The sequence below is a fragment of the Telmatospirillum siberiense genome (genome assembly GCF_002845745.1).
GTDB classification, from domain to species: Bacteria; Pseudomonadota; Alphaproteobacteria; order Rhodospirillales; family Magnetospirillaceae; genus Telmatospirillum; species Telmatospirillum siberiense.
In genome coordinates, this window is the sequence record NZ_PIUM01000001.1 from 339907 (window position 1) to 357024 (window position 17118).

Annotated in this window: 16 protein-coding genes and 1 tRNA gene; 8 read left to right on the forward strand and 9 right to left on the reverse strand. The window is 61.1% G+C overall.

Annotation, left to right across the window (positions count from 1 at the left end; genetic code table 11):
* Positions 1-385: 385 nt before the first annotated feature.
* Entirely contained in the window at positions 386-2485 is a 2100-nt protein-coding gene (locus CWS72_RS01590; protein ID WP_158240459.1) for a methyl-accepting chemotaxis protein, read from the reverse strand.
* Positions 2486-2794: 309 nt separating this feature from the next.
* Between CWS72_RS01590 and CWS72_RS01595 the strand changes: the two genes are divergently transcribed.
* Both CWS72_RS01595 and CWS72_RS01600 read left to right on the forward strand, forming a co-directional pair.
* Positions 2795-3226: a DUF2946 family protein gene (locus CWS72_RS01595; RefSeq protein ID WP_101248792.1), complete on the forward strand. Its 432-nt coding sequence runs from the start codon at positions 2795-2797 to the stop codon at positions 3224-3226.
* A 129-nt stretch (positions 3227-3355) separates the two neighbouring features.
* The gene (locus CWS72_RS01600; protein ID WP_101248793.1) at positions 3356-3874 is read left to right on the forward strand and encodes a copper chaperone PCu(A)C; all 519 of its coding nucleotides are present in this window, start codon (positions 3356-3358) and stop codon (positions 3872-3874) included.
* A gap of 31 nt (positions 3875-3905) precedes the next feature.
* On the opposite strand, the gene CWS72_RS01605 is transcribed toward CWS72_RS01600, so the two are convergent.
* Together CWS72_RS01605 and CWS72_RS01610 are read right to left on the reverse strand one after the other, a co-directional pair.
* A complete protein-coding gene (locus tag CWS72_RS01605; RefSeq protein WP_101248794.1) occupies positions 3906-4475 on the reverse strand; it encodes a GNAT family N-acetyltransferase in 570 nt (189 codons plus the stop codon).
* Positions 4472-5362, reverse strand: coding sequence for an N-formylglutamate amidohydrolase (locus tag CWS72_RS01610; protein ID WP_241911526.1), 891 nt, complete (start codon positions 5360-5362; stop codon positions 4472-4474). Before CWS72_RS01610 ends, CWS72_RS01605 begins: the two co-directional genes overlap by 4 nt.
* Positions 5363-5509: 147 nt before the next feature.
* Here CWS72_RS01610 and CWS72_RS01615 point away from each other — a divergent pair.
* Positions 5510-5584, forward strand: a tRNA-Val gene (locus tag CWS72_RS01615).
* A gap of 221 nt (positions 5585-5805) precedes the next feature.
* Positions 5806-6033, forward strand: a complete 228-nt coding sequence (locus tag CWS72_RS01620) for a hypothetical protein (protein WP_101248795.1) — start codon at positions 5806-5808, stop codon at positions 6031-6033.
* Positions 6034-6097: 64 nt separating this feature from the next.
* On the opposite strand, the gene CWS72_RS01625 is transcribed toward CWS72_RS01620, so the two are convergent.
* From CWS72_RS01625 to CWS72_RS01645, 5 genes are all read right to left on the reverse strand, one after another.
* Positions 6098-6634 (reverse strand): RNA polymerase sigma factor, encoded by a 537-nt coding sequence (locus CWS72_RS01625; protein ID WP_158240460.1) that lies wholly within the window; start codon positions 6632-6634, stop codon positions 6098-6100.
* Entirely contained in the window at positions 6615-6863 is a 249-nt protein-coding gene (locus CWS72_RS01630; protein ID WP_158240461.1) for a carboxymuconolactone decarboxylase family protein, read from the reverse strand. The genes CWS72_RS01625 and CWS72_RS01630 overlap by 20 nt, the downstream gene beginning before the upstream one ends.
* Before the next feature lie 56 nt (positions 6864-6919).
* The gene (locus tag CWS72_RS01635) at positions 6920-7720 is read right to left on the reverse strand and encodes an arsenite methyltransferase (protein WP_101248798.1); all 801 of its coding nucleotides are present in this window, start codon (positions 7718-7720) and stop codon (positions 6920-6922) included.
* A gap of 229 nt (positions 7721-7949) precedes the next feature.
* A complete protein-coding gene (gene arsN2, locus CWS72_RS01640) occupies positions 7950-8390 on the reverse strand; it encodes an arsenic resistance N-acetyltransferase ArsN2 (RefSeq protein ID WP_101248799.1) in 441 nt (146 codons plus the stop codon).
* 12 nt (positions 8391-8402) lie between these two features.
* Positions 8403-8702, reverse strand: a complete 300-nt coding sequence (locus CWS72_RS01645) for an ArsR/SmtB family transcription factor (protein ID WP_101248903.1) — start codon at positions 8700-8702, stop codon at positions 8403-8405.
* Between the two features lie 437 nt (positions 8703-9139).
* Here CWS72_RS01645 and CWS72_RS01655 point away from each other — a divergent pair, with 437 nt between their 5' ends.
* The 3 genes from CWS72_RS01655 to CWS72_RS27635 all read left to right on the forward strand — a co-directional run bounded on the left by CWS72_RS01655 (position 9140) and on the right by CWS72_RS27635 (position 13819).
* Positions 9140-12244: a DEAD/DEAH box helicase gene (locus tag CWS72_RS01655; protein WP_101248801.1), complete on the forward strand. Its 3105-nt coding sequence runs from the start codon at positions 9140-9142 to the stop codon at positions 12242-12244.
* Between the two features lie 89 nt (positions 12245-12333).
* The gene (locus CWS72_RS01660; protein ID WP_101248802.1) at positions 12334-13296 is read left to right on the forward strand and encodes an enoyl-CoA hydratase/isomerase family protein; all 963 of its coding nucleotides are present in this window, start codon (positions 12334-12336) and stop codon (positions 13294-13296) included.
* A gap of 358 nt (positions 13297-13654) precedes the next feature.
* Positions 13655-13819, forward strand: coding sequence for a hypothetical protein (locus tag CWS72_RS27635; RefSeq protein ID WP_158240463.1), 165 nt, complete (start codon positions 13655-13657; stop codon positions 13817-13819).
* A 163-nt stretch (positions 13820-13982) separates the two neighbouring features.
* Here the strand turns inward: CWS72_RS27635 and CWS72_RS01665 are convergent, their stop codons facing one another.
* Positions 13983-14462 carry an Lrp/AsnC family transcriptional regulator gene (locus CWS72_RS01665; protein ID WP_101248803.1) on the reverse strand — a complete coding sequence of 160 codons (480 nt, stop codon included), beginning with the start codon at positions 14460-14462 and terminating at the stop codon, positions 13983-13985.
* A gap of 285 nt (positions 14463-14747) precedes the next feature.
* On the opposite strand from CWS72_RS01665, the gene CWS72_RS01670 reads away from it, so the two are divergent.
* Entirely contained in the window at positions 14748-17117 is a 2370-nt protein-coding gene (locus CWS72_RS01670) for a glycyl radical protein (protein WP_101248804.1), read from the forward strand.
* Position 17118 lies beyond the last annotated feature (1 nt).

The following is a 17118-nucleotide window of genomic DNA, read 5'->3' on the forward strand; positions in this document are numbered from 1 at the left end:
CCTGGCGCGGCCGGTTCGGCAAGACATACGGCGCGCAAAAGTTTTGTTACAGTCAATCTCTAGTTTAAATTGATAAGACTGGAGATATTTCCTGATTTTTAGCAAGAAATGCGAATTTTTATCAAGTGATTCATACGTTTATTAATTCTTCAATCAGGATATTATTTATTGCACATTGGCATCATTCTATAATCTTACGTAAGTTTTCACAGAAAATGTATTTATGTGTTGTGTATATTTTATGTAGAACTTCTGTGGAGGGCTTGCGTTCCAATGGAGGGAGCCGCCGGCATGTTTCGGCAGGCATAGGCTTCGGCCGGAGTCCGCGACCGATCTCTCGGTTCCCGGTCTCCGGTTCTCTTCGCGAGGCGCTGCACGGCGGCGGTCAGGCCGTCCGCACGCCGGTTAGAAATTTCTCCACGACCTCCTTCAATGAGCCCGCCTCCCGGGAGAGACTGCGCGCGGACGTCAGGACCTCCTCGGCGGCCGCGCCGGTTTCCTTCGCCGTTTCGGTGACGCCGTTGATGTTGGAGGACACTTCTTGCGTGCCTTGCGCCGCCTGATTGATGTTCCTGGCGATTTCGGCGGTGGCGGCGGATTGCTCTTCGACGGCGGCCGAAATGGCCGTCGCGATGCCGTTGATTTCCTCGATCCGTTTGACGATGCCGGCGATGGCGGCGACCGCATCCCCGGTGGCCACCTGGACGGCGCCGATCTGCTCACTGATCTCCTCGGTGGCCTTGGCCGTCTGATTGGCCAGATTCTTGACCTCGCCGGCCACCACGGCGAAGCCTTTGCCGGCGTCGCCGGCCCTGGCCGCCTCGATGGTGGCGTTCAGGGCCAGAAGGTTGGTCTGGCTGGCGATATCGTTGATCAGCTTGACCACGTCGCCGATGCGTGCGGACTTTTCGGCCAGGCCGGTGATGGTCTGGTTGGTGTGATCGGCCTCTTCCGACGCCGTCCGTGAGATTTGACTGGACTGTTCGACCTGGCGGCCGATTTCATGGATCGACGACGAAAGTTCCTCGGCGGCGCTGGCCACCGTCTGCACGCTGCTCGACGTCTGTTCCGTGGCCGCCGCGACGGCGCTGGTCTGCGCGTTGGTCCGTTCGGCGGTGCTCGACATGGATTGCGCGCTGGTTTCCATATGCGTCGCCGATCCGCGTAGCGTCTCCAGGACTTTTTCGATCGTGTCGTTGAATTCTCCGGTCAAGGTCTCCAGGGTGCTGGCGCGCTTTTCCTGGACTTTTCTTTGAGTTTCCCGTTCGCTGGCCATGTGTTCGGCCTTGATGGCGTTGTCCTTGAAGACTTGCACGGCTTGCGCCATCGAGCCGATTTCATCCGAACGCCCGACACCGGGAACGACCACGGCGAGATCATGTTCGGCCAGACGCCGCATCGCCTCGGTCATTTGCAAAAGGGGAAGGCTGACCCGGCGATAGACCAGAAGAAAACCCGCCACCGTCAGAAAAGTCGCCGCCAACAGTTCGATTACGCTGACGACGAGCGTCGTCGTGGCTTGGCTTCCCAGTTCCTTGGCCCGCGCAATCATTTCATCAAGGGCGGTATTCAGCAGATCGACGACGATATTGAGTTCGACCGTGTCGCGCTTTTGCAGATCCGCCATCGGCATGGTGACGATGCCGTCCCGGCTCAGCGTGTCGATGATGGATTTCCGTTCGTCGGCCATCGGGCCGGTGAAATATTGCTTGGCCGTGGCGATGCCGTCGACGATCGTCCGCGGCGTATCGGGCCTTATGCCGACCTCATTGATCACCGCCCAGGCGTTGGTCACCCGTCCGGCGTCCTCGGCGGCCGCCACGACATCGGCGGAGGTCCAGCTTTTTTTCGCGGCGGCCGCGCCTTCGATGCGGACGGCGATCATTCCGCCGAATCCCCGGATCGTCCAGGCGGAGCGCTTGACCGTCAGCAACTGGTCGACGTTCGGGTCGGTCAACCGCGCCGAAGCGTCGAGGAGATCGATGGTGGTGGTGATGGCATCGAGATAGGTGCTGCCGACTTTCGGAATGTCCCGCACCAATTCGGGATCGCGGTCGGCCTTGGGTTTTTGAATGGCGGGATCGATCCTGGTTCGCAATGCAACCATGTCGTCATGTGCCGCCTTCAGGCGCGACAAGGTGGACGGCAAGTCGGGAAGCTCGATGGCGGATAGCCGTTTCAGGCATTCGGCGAAGGCTTCCTCCGCCAATTTGCGATTGTCGGTGATCCGGGTCAGGGCCGCGCCATCGACTGCCGCCTCGCTGAGGCTGGCGCCGATTTCCGTCCCCCGTTCCATGCGGGTCGCCAACAGCGTCTTGAAAAGAAAGCGGCTGGTCGTGGTGAGGGTCGATAGGCGATCCGCGTCACGCCAGGACTTGGCCGCGTCGGTCAAGGTTCCGATGGTCAGGGCGACCAGCAGCACTCCCATCAGTCCGACGAGAGAGCCAAGAATAGTCCGGATCGACAGTTTCTGCAGGTTCAACATGCGCTTCTCCCGGCATTCCGCTTTGGATTTTTTCATTGAGCATTGACGACTTTTGCGGGAAGTTATCTGTCAATAAATCAATCTCTGGTAACTTTTTAATTTTGCAGCGAAGTATACTTTCAATTCAATTATGGAATCTAGTTCCTATTTTTAAGATCTTCATAACTTTGGGGTTATTTCGATGCCGAAAATTTCATCTACATGAATTTTTCCCATGTGAAATCCCTAGGCTTTTTGATGATTTCTGCAAATTGACATCATTCTATCATTGGCTGATAGTCGGCATGGATGAGGACGAGATCGCCCAGCATGGCCGAAACCTGCGGTTTCCCGCGTACCCTCCTGCGGATGGGGTGGCGCGGGGGCATCGCTTGTCTGGCGGCCGCACTGCTTCAAGTCATCGTGCTGGCCGAGGCGATGTTGCCGGCTCCGGCATTGCCAGCGGTTGCGATGGAGGGGTTTTCCGCCTTCGGTCTGCGGGAAACCTGTTCCGTGCACGGCATCGAGCGGGTTTCTTCGGAAGAGGGCCCCGCCTCCGATCCTGCCGGCGGACGTCACGCTCCCATCTGCGTTTTTTGTCTGCTCCTGCTGCAGGCGGGGGTCGACCTTTCATCTCCAATGCCCGAGATCGCGCCGCTTTCCGTCCCGAGGTCGGTCGTGGGCCGGTTCGTCGCCCCCGTCTCCCCGATCACGGCCCGTCCGCCGCGGGCCAACGCACCCAGGGCGCCTCCCATCGCCTGATCCTCAATAGTTTTTCATTTCCCCGCCGGAATGCGGGCGGGGAGTCCGCAGTGACGTCGTGGATCGCGGATCCCGGCGTCAGGGGCCGCCCTCGACGGAACGCCGTCGGCCCCGAGGGAGATATCACTGATGCGAGTTCATTCGATTATCGTCGCCGCTTTTCTTTTCGCCGGCCTGACACCCTTTGCCGTCTCGGCGCACGAATATAAAGCGGGCGATCTGTTGATCGGCCACCCATGGGCACGGGCGACGGCCGGCAACGCCAGCAACGGTGCCGCCTATTTTACGGTCACCAACAGCGGCAAGACCGGCGACAGGTTGGTCGGCGTGGAGACGACGGTCGCCAGCGCCCAACTCCATACCAACCTGATGGAGGATGGCGTCATGAAAATGCGCTCGTTGGACGGAGTCGACATTCCGCCCGGCGGCAATGCCACCTTAAGTCCGGGCGGGCAGCACATCATGTTGATGGGCCTCAAGGCTCCCTTGAAGATGGGTGAAAAGTTTCCGATGGTCCTGACCTTCGCCCAGGCCGGCCGCGTCACCGTCGATGTCCTGGTGGAATCGGTTTCCTCCAACGGCCCGGGCGGTGATTCGTCGGGGACGCCGATGCACGAACACGACCATTCACATCACGACGCGAAATGACCTGCGTGCGCTGAACCGGAAGGGTCTGCCGTCAGGGAATCGGCGGCAGACCCAGCTGATTTTTAGCCGGCAGACCCTCGTCGGCGTCGCCAAGCGGCCGGTGCATGATCACCACGTCGATCCAGCGCCCGAATTTCAAGCCGACGCCGCGCAGGACGCCTTCCTGCACAAATCCCATCTTGCGATGGACGCCGATGGAGCCTTGATTGGCGGAATCGCCGATAATCCCGATCATCTGGCGATAGCCCAGGTCGGTGCAGCGCCGCACCAGGCCGCCCAGCAGGGTGACGCCGACACCGCGGCGAACGACGCCGGGGGCGACATAGATCGAATCCTCGATGGTGTAGCGATAGGCCGAGCGGACGCGGAAGGGGCCGGCATAGGTATAGCCGACGATCTCTCCGTCGGATTCGGCCACGAGATACGGCAGTCCACGGGCCAGCGTCTTGGCGCGTCGGGCGATCATTTCCTCGACCGTGGGTGGCACCTCCTCGAAGGAGGCGCAACAGCGCGTCACATAATAGGAATAGATCGCCTGAATGGCGGCCATGTCGGATTCTTGCGAATCGCGCAGGGTTATCGGCAGGGGATTGCTGCTCATGGCCGAAGGTCGCTTGTCGGCAAAGAGGTGAGGGTGGCGATCAGGATGGTCAGATCCTGCTGCAGCCGGGTGAAGCCCGGTATCTTCCGATGGGTCGTCTCGTTCATGTAGAGCCTGCGATTTACCTCTATTTGAAGGGTATGGCGGCCTTGCGCCGGAATTCCGTAATGGCGGGTCGTGTAGCCGCCGGCATAAGGAGTGTTGCGGACCACGCGAAAACCCAGATCGCGCAGGGTCTTTTCCGCCGCCTCGGTGATGAAGGGCGCGCAGGACGTGCCGAAACAGTCGCCCAGCACGGCATCGAAGCGGGAGGTGCCGGTGTCCGCGTCGGTGGGGCCGCCGATCGAGGGCATGGAGTGGCAGTCGACGATCAGGCAGCAGCCGAAACGGCGTTCGGTCTCTTCGATGAGGCGGGTCAAGGTAGCGTGATAGGGGCGGTAGATGCCCTCGATGCGCCGTTCGGCCTCGGCGAAACTGAGTTTACGCCGATAGATCTCCGCTCCCGTGGAGACGACCCTGGCGATGGTGCCGAGGCCAGCGCTGACCCGGGGGGAATCGACGTTCGCATAGACCGGCAGCGGGCCGTCGAACATCTGAGGATCGAGCTCATAGGCCTCGCGGTTGATGTCGATGTAGGCCCTGGGAAAGCGCGCGCGGAGCAGGGGCGCGCCGTGAGCCGGCGCGGCGGCGAACAGATCGTCGACATAGGTGTCTTCGGAGCGGCGCAGGGTTTGCGGATCAAGCGCCGACTGGGCAAGGAAATCCTCGGGATAATAGCAGCCGCTGTGCGGCGAGGCGAAGACGACGGGCACGCGTTGTTCGGCCGGCATCTGGATGTCCAGAACCGTATCGAATGGATCCTGTTGAGCCGCTGTATCCATGCTCATGGGTTTAGTGCAAATGGCCCGTTCTGTCATCCCCCCGACGCTGTTCGCATATCTTCGTCAGCAGCCTCATTTTTGGGGGTTGCAAAGCCGCGCGGTTGCGGCTAAAACGCACCCCTCACGGCGCCGGACCAAACGGGTCAGCCGGACGGGCGCTTAGCTCAGCGGGAGAGCACTTCCTTGACATGGAAGGGGTCACAAGTTCAATCCTTGTAGCGCCCACCATCGAAACCCCTAGGGAAACCTAGGGGTTTCGTCCGTTATGGCCCTGGTAAGTCCCCCCCCCCGGAAATAGGCCTTCGTGCCCAATTTTCCACTAAATTTTGGGCACAAAATTGGGCATGCCGAGTTCCCTTCCTTGGACAAAAGGCTCCGTTAAGGAAGTCGCTAAAAGCCTTTCGGCTTTCGCATGTGCTCTTCCGCCGGCTCGATCGTCGGCAGCTTCATTGGCGGTCGTGCTCGGTCTTGTGTCCTCGACCATCCTGTTGCCCGCCCTGGCGCTGATCCTGGTTCTATCTTCGGTAAAGGTCGGCGGCACGGATGCCATCCGGATTATCGACGCCCACACCTTTGTGTGGCCCGTGCACGCCGGCAATCGCGACGAACATGCTCCAATCTGCCAGCAAGCCGATTATGTGTCATCGGCAACCTTTACCGCCTCCTGGCCAAGCTGACGGAAGCGCTACGTGCCCTGGAGCCACGCCGGATTTCTTGAAACTTCTGAGAGTTCGCCTGCGACTATCTACGCTCACAAGGGATATCGGCCCCGAAGTCCAGCATGCATTCCGCACTGAGGCTGACGCGCAACGCCGCCAAGCCGCGATGGAGGATGATCCGGGCATTCCCTTCGGACACGCCCAGGGCCACCGCAATCTCCTGATGATTGCAGCCGGCGAAATTGTGGAGCAACACGGCATCGCGTTGGCGTTCGGGCAATCGCGCCACATGCCGAAGAATGCAGCCCGACATTTCAGCCTGCAAAATGTCGCCTTCCGGGTGGTGGGGCACCGGGATGTCGGTGGCCTGATCCAGCGATGTCAACGGCGGCATGCGCTTGACCGCTCGGAAGTGATCGCGAGCCACATTCAGCGCGATGGCGGTCAGCCAGGTCGCCGGTGATGCCTCCAACCGCATGCCGTCGGCAGCGCGGGAGGCGCGCAACAGCGCCTCCTGCACAAGATCGTCGGCCAGGTCCTCATCTTTCACCAATCGGATGAGGACGCCGCGCACCGTCTTCCGATGCGCGGCCAATTCCTCAAGAACCACAGCAGCCATGTCCACCACCTTTGGGACCGACATCCGTTCCCAACAGGGTCTGAATGTGGTCCTTCGTTCTTGCCGCAGCTCCGCGGTTGACCATCATCCCGACCTCCACCGCCGCCTTCACCTCGTCACGATCGATGCCCAGCCGATCGCATTCGGCCAGATGATGCTGAAGGCAGGGATGGCAGTTGACCGCCGCCGACGCGCCGGCCGCCACCAGTTCTTTCATACGCTCGTCCATGGAAAATCTCCTGTGAAATGGTGTCATTTCCTTAGACGCCAGGGGGTGACGTTTCGTTACAACTTCCGCGCCGTGACCATGGCCGACACGACGAAATCCTCGATGGCGCTCCCTGGAGCCCAATCCTTGATGACCTCGCGGCTCTCGGGCTTTGCGTCGACCTGAACATCGATGAAACCAGCTTCGGCAAGCCATCGCTTCACCTCGTTGGTGGGGGCGGCGCCGGCAACGCAGCCGCACAAGAGCTCGGGGTTCGACGCCAGCTTTTCGGGTAATGGGACCATGTTGACGACATCGGAGATAGCCACACGGCCGCCGGACTTCAGGACGCGGAACGCTTCCTGGAAGACCTGAGGCTTGTCGGACGACAGATTGACCACGCAGTTGGAGATGACGACGTCCGCCACGCTGTCGGCGATCGGCAGATGCTCGATCTCGCCGAGACGGAACTCGACGTTGGCGGCGCCGACCTTGGCGGCGTTTTCGCGGGCTTTCTTCAGCATCTCATGGGTCATGTCGACGCCGATCACCTGCCCGGTCGGACCAACCTGGGCGGCGGCCAGGAAGCAGTCGAATCCGGCGCCGCTGCCGAGATCGACGACCACTTCGCCCGGCTTCATAGCGGCGATGGCTTGCGGATTTCCGCAGCCGAGGCCGAGGTTGGCCCCCTCGGGCACGGCGGCCAGTTCCTCTGCCGAATAGCCCATGCGAGCCGAGAGATCTTCCGCGGTTGGCGGTACGGCGGGGGTATCGCAACAATAGGATTCCGCGGGTGCGCAGCATCCCCCGTTTCGACCATGAACGGCGATGTTGCCATAGCGCAGGCGCACGAGGTCTTTCAGATCAGTCTTTTCCATTCTGCTCTCCGATCAATCGGTTTGTTGGTTGGGATTACAGCCTCGCGCGCCAAGCGTCTTTCATCCGTTCCAACTGGCAGCAGGTCTGCAAACGAGGATGAGGGTCGCCCTGTCGCGCCTGCTCCCATGGGGCACTTGCGATTGCCTTTTTGAGCAGGCGGCCGAGCGCTCGGACCATTCTGATCATCAGGGGCCTCCTATTTCATTTTGGTGGAAACCGCCCGAAGGCTCATGGCAACTTCCTGTGCAACAGAACCGCCGAACTCGGGCATAACATGGTGAACTGGCGAGATTGGCGGATGGTCGGCGGTGCGGCGGCCCGATCCAAGGGGGTGAAGCCAAGACCGATCAGAAACGCGTCGGCGGTGGTTGTGAGGGTGTAGACGTCCGTTGCGCCGAGTTCGGCAAGACGCGTCAGTGCCCAATTCACGATGGCGGATCCAGAGCCCTTGCCGCGACCGGCCGGGGCCACGACCAGAGACCGCAGCAGGGCGGTCTCTTCGTCAGCCATCTCCCATCCGATGAAGCCGATCAGGTGCCCCTGCTCGGCGAATTTGAAAAACCGGCGGCCAGGCTCGGTCAAATCGTCTGTCGGCAGACCGGCTGCCCTCAACTCTGCGGCCAAGTGGGGATCGTGGCCGGCAATTTCGTCAATGCGGGGATCGTCCATCGGGCTTTTCCCTCATTCGCAGCAAGGCTGGCGGCTGCAGCAATTCTCGGTCAGATAGTCGACCAGAGACCTGGACTGGTCGTAATCGGCCGAGTAGATCAGCGATCTCCCTTCCCGTCGCACCGATACCAAACCGGCGTTCTTCAGGAGTGACAGGTGGAACGACAGGGTGTTGGCGGGAACCGCCAATTCTTCGGCGATCTGCCCTGCCGGTAAGCCGGGTGGTCCGGCGGTCACCAACAGGCGGAACACCCGGAGGCGACTTTCTTGGGCCAGTGCCGACAGCGCGGCGATGATTATTTTTTCATCCATAATTCCAGATTTATGGAAATATAAGATGCCGTCAAGACCTTTTCTCAGCCCATCGCGATCGGTCCTCCGCTTGACGACGAAGGGACGGTTTAAGCCGCCCAGGCGATCAAGGTGGCGGGTGGCCAAGCAAATCGCAGGAAGCCGCTCCGCCTTCCGCTTGCTGCCCTCCCGCAGAGCCAAGCGCGAAGAGGCCGGACTCCAAAGCGCTTACGATGCTTTCTTATTCGGCGTAAGGGCAGCAATGCAATTTCAGGCTGACGAGGAACAATCCGAAGCAGGGCGCGGGTTGCGGATCCTCGGCGAAGGCGCCGAGGTCGGCGAGTGGATTCGTATTAACCCGGACTCCTGGCCGTCGGTTTGTTTCACGGGGCTTGACGGCGCCGGTCTTGACGTCAAGAATCACGATTCGCTTTCCTCCTTGAGATTTTCCTTTTCCAATGCCAGTACGCTTTTCGTCCGAAGATCTCGGTCGCACTTTCGAATCCCATAATTTGATCAAAGGCCGCAGCCTGATTCTCCGTGACGGCGTGGTGGAGGTCGAACTTATCGGTGAAGATATAAAAGGTGTCGTGCGGGATGGGGAGATGCGGCATGCCGTGACTCTGACGCCATCGCTTCGCAACGGGCGCCTGTTCGTCGCGTCGCATTGCGGGTGCGACCGGCACGCCTGCCCCCATGCCGCCGCGACCGCCCTGGCGGCGCTCGACCGCTTCCCCATTTTGCGCAAGCCGCAGCAGAAGAGTTTCTTCGACGCGCTGCTGACCAACGCGGAGACGGATCGCGGTCGCCTTGTCTTCCTCCTTTCGCCAGGCCAGGTTCCTTTTTCCTGCTTTGTTTCCACCATGCTGGAACACGAGGGCAGCAGCCGGATCGAGGCGACGACGCCCCGGAAGATCCTCGGCGATCCTGAAAGCGGCGAGCCGGCCCGCGCCCTGGCCCGCGCGCTGGGCGGCGGAGAGGTGACGCGAACCGGCATCAAGGCGTCCGTGATGGGAACGATTCTCGGAATGCTGGTGGCGTCGGGCCAAGCGAAATGGATGCCCACCGGCAAAAGGCTCCAGCGTGGCGAGGAACGCTTTTTCGCCCGCAACGCCGTGCCGAATCTGCCGCCGAAATCGGCGGTTCTTCTGGGTGAAGCGGCGAATTGGTATGTCGATTCCGCCAGCGGCGCGGTCGGTCTCATCGGGGTGCCGCAGCAGACGACCCAATCCGCGCCGCGATCCGACATCCGGCGGTTCGAGCGGCCTCGGCGGATCTCTCACAGGTCCAGTGAACAGGCTATCGTCGAGGAGCCATTGGTTCCGGTTCTTCGTCTGACGCAATTCGATGGTCTGGACGGCTTTGGGCGGACGCAGCGGCAGGACGCCCTTGTTCTTGATTTCGATTACGCTGGCGCGGTGACCCACGCCGATGACGAGCGACAGTTCGTCCGGGTGGAAAACGGTGCCGCCGCGACCTTCGTCAGGCGCAATCCGCGGGAAGAGGCCTCCGCCCTTGAGACATTGAGGGAAGACGGTCTGGTGCAGATGCGCCTCGCCGGGGACGGCGGCGGCAAAGGCCGGCGGATCTTCCTCTTCCGCGGGCAGAATGCTTCCGACCGCTGGCAAAACTTCGTGACGTCACGAATCCCCGAGCTTGAGCGGCAGGGATGGCGCTGCGAGGTCAAAGGCGATTTCGGCCCGCGTGTCGTGGAGGTGGTCGGTGATTACGATCTGCAGATCGGTGACGCCGGACCGGGGGCGTTTTCCGTCGAACTGGGAATCGAGATCGACGGCGTGCGGCAGAACCTGCTGCCGATTCTTCTGCATATCCTCGATCACGGCGGCATGGACGACAGCCGGATCGTCGACGGTCAGGTGATCACCCGCCTTGCCGACGGCCGGACCTTGAAATTGCCCGCCGATCGGATCCGCCGGCTGCTCGCCACCTTTGCCGATCTTTTCGAGGCGGCCCGGCGAAGCGACGGCAAGGCGCTGGTGCTGCCCGAAGCGGAGGCTCCGGCGCTTCTCGATCTGGAGGATCTTCTGACGACGCGCTGGCAGAACGCGGCGGCGATCCAGTCCTATACCGAACAGTTCCGCGATGGCGCCGAGATCCCTCCGGTTTCCGTCCCGGCCACCTTCACGGCCACCCTTCGGCCCTATCAACAACAAGGCGTCGACTGGTTGCAGCATCTGCGGGAGCATTCCCTCGCGGGGTTGCTTGCCGACGATATGGGATTGGGCAAAACGGCCCAGACGATCGCGCATATCACCATCGAGGAGGAGGCGGGTCGTCTCGACCGGCCCGTGCTGATCGTGGTGCCGACCAGTCTGGTGCCCAACTGGATGGCGGAACTCGGCAAGTTCGCGCCCCATCTCAGCACCATGGTCCTGCATGGAGGGGACCGGCACGAGCGGCGCGAGCGCATCGCCGACGTTCAGGTCGTCATCACCACCTATACGGTTCTCGCCCGCGACATCGAGATCATGAAACACATTCCCTGGCATCTCGTGGTTCTCGATGAGGCCCAGGCGATCAAAAGCCCGGACGCGAAGGCCACCCGTGCCGTCTGCCAGCTCGACACCCGGCACAAGATCGGGCTGTCGGGAACGCCGGTGGAGAACAACCTCGGGGAATTGTGGTCCGAATTCGCCTTCCTGATGCCCGGCCTGCTGGGGGACCGGAAGACCTTCAACAAGCGCTTCCGCACCCCCATCGAGAAGAACAACGACGTGATCCGCCGCGGCCAATTGGCCCGCCGCATCCGCCCTTTCATCCTGCGGCGGACGAAATCCGAGGTGGCCACCGAATTGCCGCCGAAACATGTCGTGCTGCGCCGCGTCGAGCTGGCGCCCGAGCAGCGAGAACTCTACGACACCATCCGCGCCATGTTGCACGAGGAGGTGCGCGAGCAGATCGCCGCCCGTGGCCTCATGCGCAGCCGGATCGTCGTGCTGGATGCTCTTTTGAAGCTGCGGCAGGTCTGCTGCGATCCCCGGCTGGTGAAGTTGCCCTCCGCCCGCCTCGTCGAGCGTTCCAGCAAGCTCGACGACCTGCTGGAGATGGTGACCGAGATGATCTCGGAGGGCCGCCGCATCCTTCTGTTTTCGCAATTCACCTCCATGCTCGACCTGATGAAGCCGAGGCTGGTCGCCGCCGGCCTCTCCTTCGTCGAGTTGCGTGGCGAGACCTTGGACCGTGCCGAGCCCGTCCGCGCATTCGAGGCCGGCGAGGTGCCGCTTTTCCTGATCAGCCTGAAGGCCGGCGGCCGTGGATTGAATCTGGTGTCGGCCGATACGGTGATCCATTACGATCCCTGGTGGAATCCCGCCGTCGAGGAGCAGGCTTCGGACCGCGCGCATCGTATCGGACAGACCAAGTCGGTCTTCGTCTACAAGCTCATCGCCGCCGGAACCATCGAGGAGAAAATGGTGGAACTGCAGGCGCGCAAGGCGGCCCTGGCGATGGTCACTCTCGGTGGCGGGGAGGATTTTCCGCCGATCGAGTTCGATGATATCGACTATCTGTTCGGTCCGGGCCTCGACCAGCAGGTGGCTTGATCCGTCATTCCGCGAGGGGCGGGGATTCCGCCGGCCCGTTCGGAAATAACCGTGTCATTGCAAAGCAAACTCCAAGAATGGATGGGGATATGGATCCTGAGGTCATCGCAACGCTCAACGGCGGGGTCGGCGTCATCATTCTCGATCGTCCGCGCGCGCTCAATGCCCTGACTCTTCCGATGATTCGCCAGATCCGTTCGGCGCTGGAGGACTGGCGCCATGCGTCCGCCGTGCGTGCGGTCATCTTGAAAAGCGCCGGCAAGGCCTTTTGCGCCGGCGGCGACATCAGGGCGGTCCGGGAGGCCAGTCTGGCCGGCGAGCACGAGCGCAACGAGGCGTTCTTTTCCGAGGAATATGATCTGGTTCATGCCATCGGCACCTATCCGAAACCCTATGTCGCGCTGATCGACGGCGTGGCGATGGGGGGAGGCTTGGGGCTTTCGATCAACGGCCGCTACCGGGTGGTCACCGAACGGGCCTTGCTGGCCATGCCGGAGACCGCCATCGGATTCTTTCCCGATGTCGGGGCTTCCTATTTCCTGCCCCGGTTGCCGGGGGGAATCGGGCTTTATCTCGGCTTGACCGGAGCGCGCATCGGCGCCGCCGACGCTGTCTATTGCGGCCTTGCCACACATCATCTGTCGTCGTCGGAACTGTCCGGATTGGAAGAGGAGATCATTCGCCATCCGGATGCCATCGAGGGCATTCTCGCCGAACGGCAAAACCCGGGCGGCCCGGCACCTCTGGCCGACCGGCGTGAGCTGCTAGACCGCAGCTTCTCCGCGGGAGATCGGCAGGCTCTGATCCAGGCCTGTGAGGAAAGCGCTTCGGATTGGGGAGTTGAAACCGCCGCGACATTGCGTTCGGTTTCGCCGCAAAGTCTTGACGTCACCATGGATCTGCTTCGCCGGGGCGTGGGGCAAAGCCTGCGCGCCTGCCTGGATCGTGAACTGGTTCTGACCCGTAAAATTACCCGGAGCGACGATTTTCTCGAGGGCGTGCGGGCCATGCTGGTCGACAAGGACCGCCAGCCCCGCTGGCGGACGACGTAAAATCCGGATTAATACCAAGTTTCGATGAGGATGCCTCATCGAGACTTGGTCCGGCCCATTGAGACACCCGCGCCATCGTTGGCGCGAAGCCAAGGGTTTCGGAGAAACCCGCCTGGCGATTGAGGGCTCGGTGATCGGTTCCGATCACCGAGATCTGGTATAAGCGGTCTCTTGCTATTTTTCATTCGGTGTTTTACTACACGGAATAGCCCGATAGCCACACCGGCATCCCTAGAAGATATGCGGATTTGACGTATTCGCTCGAAAGGGTTGACGAATTTGCATGGCACGATCGAGCGGCTTCGGCATATTGTCCTCTCCAAGGTTTGTAATTTTACTACATTGGCAGGAGAGCCAAATGTTGAAGTTTTCGATGATCGCTGTTTTCTTCGTTGTTGTCGCCGTCGGTAGCTATGGTACCGAAGCCGGCCGTGCCGCCAATGCCGCTTTGGGGCAGGCCATTCTCGATCAGGGCACCATCATCACCGGCACCATGCCGAACGATAGGGTCGCCAATCGCTAAAAAAACGCCGGGGGGAACAGCATTCGGCTGTTCCCGGCGTCTTATAGGACGGTATTTCGGGCTTTCGGTCCGAATGCCGCCACCATCAAAACCCCCAGGGAAATCTGGGGGTTTTGTCCGTTTGAGGCAGCCTGCGCCGGGTTTGCGGTGGCCGCGATCCCCCTTACAGGGGAAGCTCTCCGTCCGTCTTGATCTCGTCCAGAACGAAGAAGGTTCGCACCTGGCGCACTCCCGGCAGCGACAGGATCTTCTCGCTGTGGAAGCGGTTGAAGGCGCTGATGTCGCGCACCCGGATTTTCAGGAAATAGTCGATCTCGCCCGCCACCAGGTAACATTCAAGCACCTGCGGTAGAGTGCGCGCCGCCTCGGCGAATTCCTCGAACACCGCCTTGGTCGAACGGTCGAGCACGATGCCAACCAGCACCGCCGTTTCCCGGTCGACCATCTTGGGATCGATCAGGGCGCGCACGCAGCGGATGACCTTGGTCTCGAACAGCCGGCGGGTATGATTCCAGCAGGCCGACGGGCTCAAGCCCACCCGCTTGGCGAGTTCACTGTTGCTGAGCCGCCCGTCCTGCTGCAGCGTCTTCAGGATCTTCCAATCATGGGCGGAAAGCTCCGGCGCCCGTGTTTCCCTCTCCATGTCCGAGCCCCCTTTTTTCCTGCGATTCCGTCATCAAGACCGCTCCCGTCACCCAAGAAAGAGTGACGGGAGCAGAAAATTCATCAAAATATCAATTTATCAGAATGTCCTTCCGGAATAGTCAGAAATATCAAAAATATGCTCTCATTTGACAAGCTAAATTCGCAGCACCTTTTTTTCGTGCCGACTTATCCTTTCTTAAGTTCCCCATCATCGGCGCAATGACCGCATCGGGGACGGAATCATCTTTAAGGAAAAGCGAAAAGTATTTTGGAGCTATTATAAATGAGCAGCATTCGCATTGAAAAATTTCGCAAATCCTATATCGAATCGAAGCCGTCCATCAGCATCAACCGGGCCCGGCTGTTCACCCGTTCCCACAAGGAGAGCGAAGGGGAACCGGCCGGGATCCGCCGGGCCAAGGCCTTCAAGGCGGTCTGCGAGAGCATTCCGGTGACGATTTTCGACGATGAATTGATCATCGGCTCGATCGGCGAATTCCGCCGGTCCGGCATCGTCTGTCCGGAATATTCCTGGAAATGGGTCGATGACGAGATGGACATCTTCGCTTCGCGCAACCAGGACCCCTATCGCATCGATCCCGAGGCGAAGACCGTTCTGCGTGACGAGATCTTTCCTTATTGGAAGGGGCATTCTCTCGAAGAGACCTTCCTGTCGCGGCTGAACCCCGAAACGGCGAAAATCCTGGTCGATACCGGCATTATCGACAACGATTCCAAGTGGCGCAGCGCGGTCGGCGAGGTCACGGCCGATTACCTCGACATCATCTTCAAGAAGGGCTTTCGCGGCCTGCGCCGCGAGGCGGAGGCCTATCTGCGGGAGTTGGAGCCAACCTCGGCCGAGGCCCTGGAAAAGATCGATTTCTATACCGCGGCCATTCTGGTCTGCGACGGCATCGTCGCCTTCGCCGACCGCTACGCGGACGAGGCGGAAGGTCTGGCCGGTCGGGAGAGCGATCCGGCGCGCAAGGCCGAATTGGCGGAGATCGCCCGGATCTGCCGCAAGGTTCCCGGAAATCCGCCGGAAAGCTTCCGCGAAGCCATCCAGGCCGTCTGGTTTACCCAGCTGGGTTCGATCCTTTCGGAAAATTCGCTGGCGCTCAACCTGGGACGCTTCGACCAGTACATGCACCCTTACTATGCCCGCGATCTGGAGCGGGGGACGATCACCGGGGATGCCGCCCAGGAACTGATCGAGGCGCTGTGGATCAAGCTGTCCGAATGGGTCTGGGCCATTTCCAGCAACACCGCCAAATTCTTCGCCGGCTACAATTCCTTCCAGAACCTGACGGTCGGCGGTCGGACTCGCGACGGGAGGGACGCGACCAATGATCTGTCCTTTATGTGTCTCAAGGCCACCGAGACGGTGAAGACCCATCAACCGGGCTTAAGCGTCCGTATCCATCCCGATACGCCGGATGACTTCCTGCTGGCGGTCTGCCGTCTGGTCGCCACCGGCACCGGCTTTCCGGCCGTCCATAACGACCGCGCCGGTTCGGACATGCTGCTGGCGGCCGGCCTGTCGCCCGAGGACGCCCGCGACTGGAGCAACTGCGGCTGCGTGGTCCCCCATTTCCGGAAAGTCGGCGAATGGACGTCCGCCGTCAGCGTCAACCTGGCCGCCGCCATCGAATTCGCCCTGAACGGCGGCAAGAGCCGCCTGACCGGCGAGGCGATGGGCTTGAGGGAAAAGGACGTCGCCGACTTCGTCAGCTTCGAAGAGGTGAAGGACGCCTACTTGCGTCAGGTCGCCCATCTGGTCAAACATTCGGTCATCGGCACCATTACCGCGCAGCGCATCCACACCGAAATCGTGCCGAGGCCCTATCTCTCCCTGCTGGTCGACGGCTGCATGTCCTCGGGCACGGATCTGGCCAAGGGCGGCGCCAAATACAATGTCGGGCCGGTTTTGACCGGGATCGGGGTCGCCGATTCGGCCAATGCCCTGGCCGTGATCAAGTCCCTGGTCTTCGAGAGGAAAAAATACACCTTGGCCGAGATCGGCAAGGCGCTGGCCGCCGACTGGGTCGGCTACGAGGAGATGCGCCAGGCGGCGCTGGCCTGCCCGAAATACGGCAACGACGACGATTACGTCGATGCCATCGCCTCGGAACTGACCGACTTCTATCACCGGGAGGTCCGTTCCTTCAAAGACCTGTTCGGCTCGCCCTTCAATTCCGCTTTCATGGGGATTTCCAACTACATTCCGGCCGGCAGCGTGATCGGCGCCACCCCGGACGGCCGCAAGGCGGGAACGCCGCTGACCGAGGGCATCTCGCCCCACGCCGGCACCGACCTGACCAGCCCCACGGCGGCCATGCGCTCGGCCGCCAAGATCAACCACGACGTCCATTCCGGCGGCACGCTGCTGAACATCAAGTTCTCTCCCGAGCTTCTGAAGTCGGAAAGGAACCTCCGGAACCTGGCGGCGACCATCCGCGCCTATTTCGCCCTGGGCGGCTTTCACGTGCAGTTCAACGTCATTTCAACCGAAACCCTGCGCAAGGCCCAGGAACGTCCGGAGGACTATCGGGATCTCCTGGTTCGGGTGGCCGGTTACAGCACGCAGTTCGTCAATCTGTCCCGGGAGGCCCAGGAAGCGATCATCGAGAGGACGACCTACGAGACGCTGTGAG

Excerpts from the sequence above, each read along its gene's own strand:
- CWS72_RS01605 (WP_101248794.1), bottom strand. The coding sequence starts at position 4,475 with ATGAGCAGCAATCCCCTGCCGATAACCCTGCGCGATTCGCAAGAATCC.
- CWS72_RS01635 (WP_101248798.1), bottom strand. The coding sequence starts at position 7,720 with ATGGAAAAGACTGATCTGAAAGACCTCGTGCGCCTGCGCTATGGCAAC.
- CWS72_RS01645 (WP_101248903.1), bottom strand. The coding sequence starts at position 8,702 with ATGGATGAAAAAATAATCATCGCCGCGCTGTCGGCACTGGCCCAAGAA.
- CWS72_RS01625 (WP_158240460.1), bottom strand. The coding sequence starts at position 6,634 with ATGGCTGCTGTGGTTCTTGAGGAATTGGCCGCGCATCGGAAGACGGTG.
- CWS72_RS01655 (WP_101248801.1), top strand. The coding sequence starts at position 9,140 with ATGCCAGTACGCTTTTCGTCCGAAGATCTCGGTCGCACTTTCGAATCC.
- CWS72_RS01590 (WP_158240459.1), bottom strand. The coding sequence starts at position 2,485 with ATGTTGAACCTGCAGAAACTGTCGATCCGGACTATTCTTGGCTCTCTC.
- CWS72_RS01660 (WP_101248802.1), top strand. The coding sequence starts at position 12,334 with ATGGATCCTGAGGTCATCGCAACGCTCAACGGCGGGGTCGGCGTCATC.
- CWS72_RS01665 (WP_101248803.1), bottom strand. The coding sequence starts at position 14,462 with ATGGAGAGGGAAACACGGGCGCCGGAGCTTTCCGCCCATGATTGGAAG.
- CWS72_RS01600 (WP_101248793.1), top strand. The coding sequence starts at position 3,356 with ATGCGAGTTCATTCGATTATCGTCGCCGCTTTTCTTTTCGCCGGCCTG.
- CWS72_RS27635 (WP_158240463.1), top strand. The coding sequence starts at position 13,655 with ATGTTGAAGTTTTCGATGATCGCTGTTTTCTTCGTTGTTGTCGCCGTC.
- CWS72_RS01670 (WP_101248804.1), top strand. The coding sequence starts at position 14,748 with ATGAGCAGCATTCGCATTGAAAAATTTCGCAAATCCTATATCGAATCG.
- CWS72_RS01595 (WP_101248792.1), top strand. The coding sequence starts at position 2,795 with ATGGCCGAAACCTGCGGTTTCCCGCGTACCCTCCTGCGGATGGGGTGG.
- CWS72_RS01610 (WP_241911526.1), bottom strand. The coding sequence starts at position 5,362 with ATGAGCATGGATACAGCGGCTCAACAGGATCCATTCGATACGGTTCTG.
- CWS72_RS01630 (WP_158240461.1), bottom strand. The coding sequence starts at position 6,863 with ATGGACGAGCGTATGAAAGAACTGGTGGCGGCCGGCGCGTCGGCGGCG.
- arsN2 (WP_101248799.1), bottom strand. The coding sequence starts at position 8,390 with ATGGACGATCCCCGCATTGACGAAATTGCCGGCCACGATCCCCACTTG.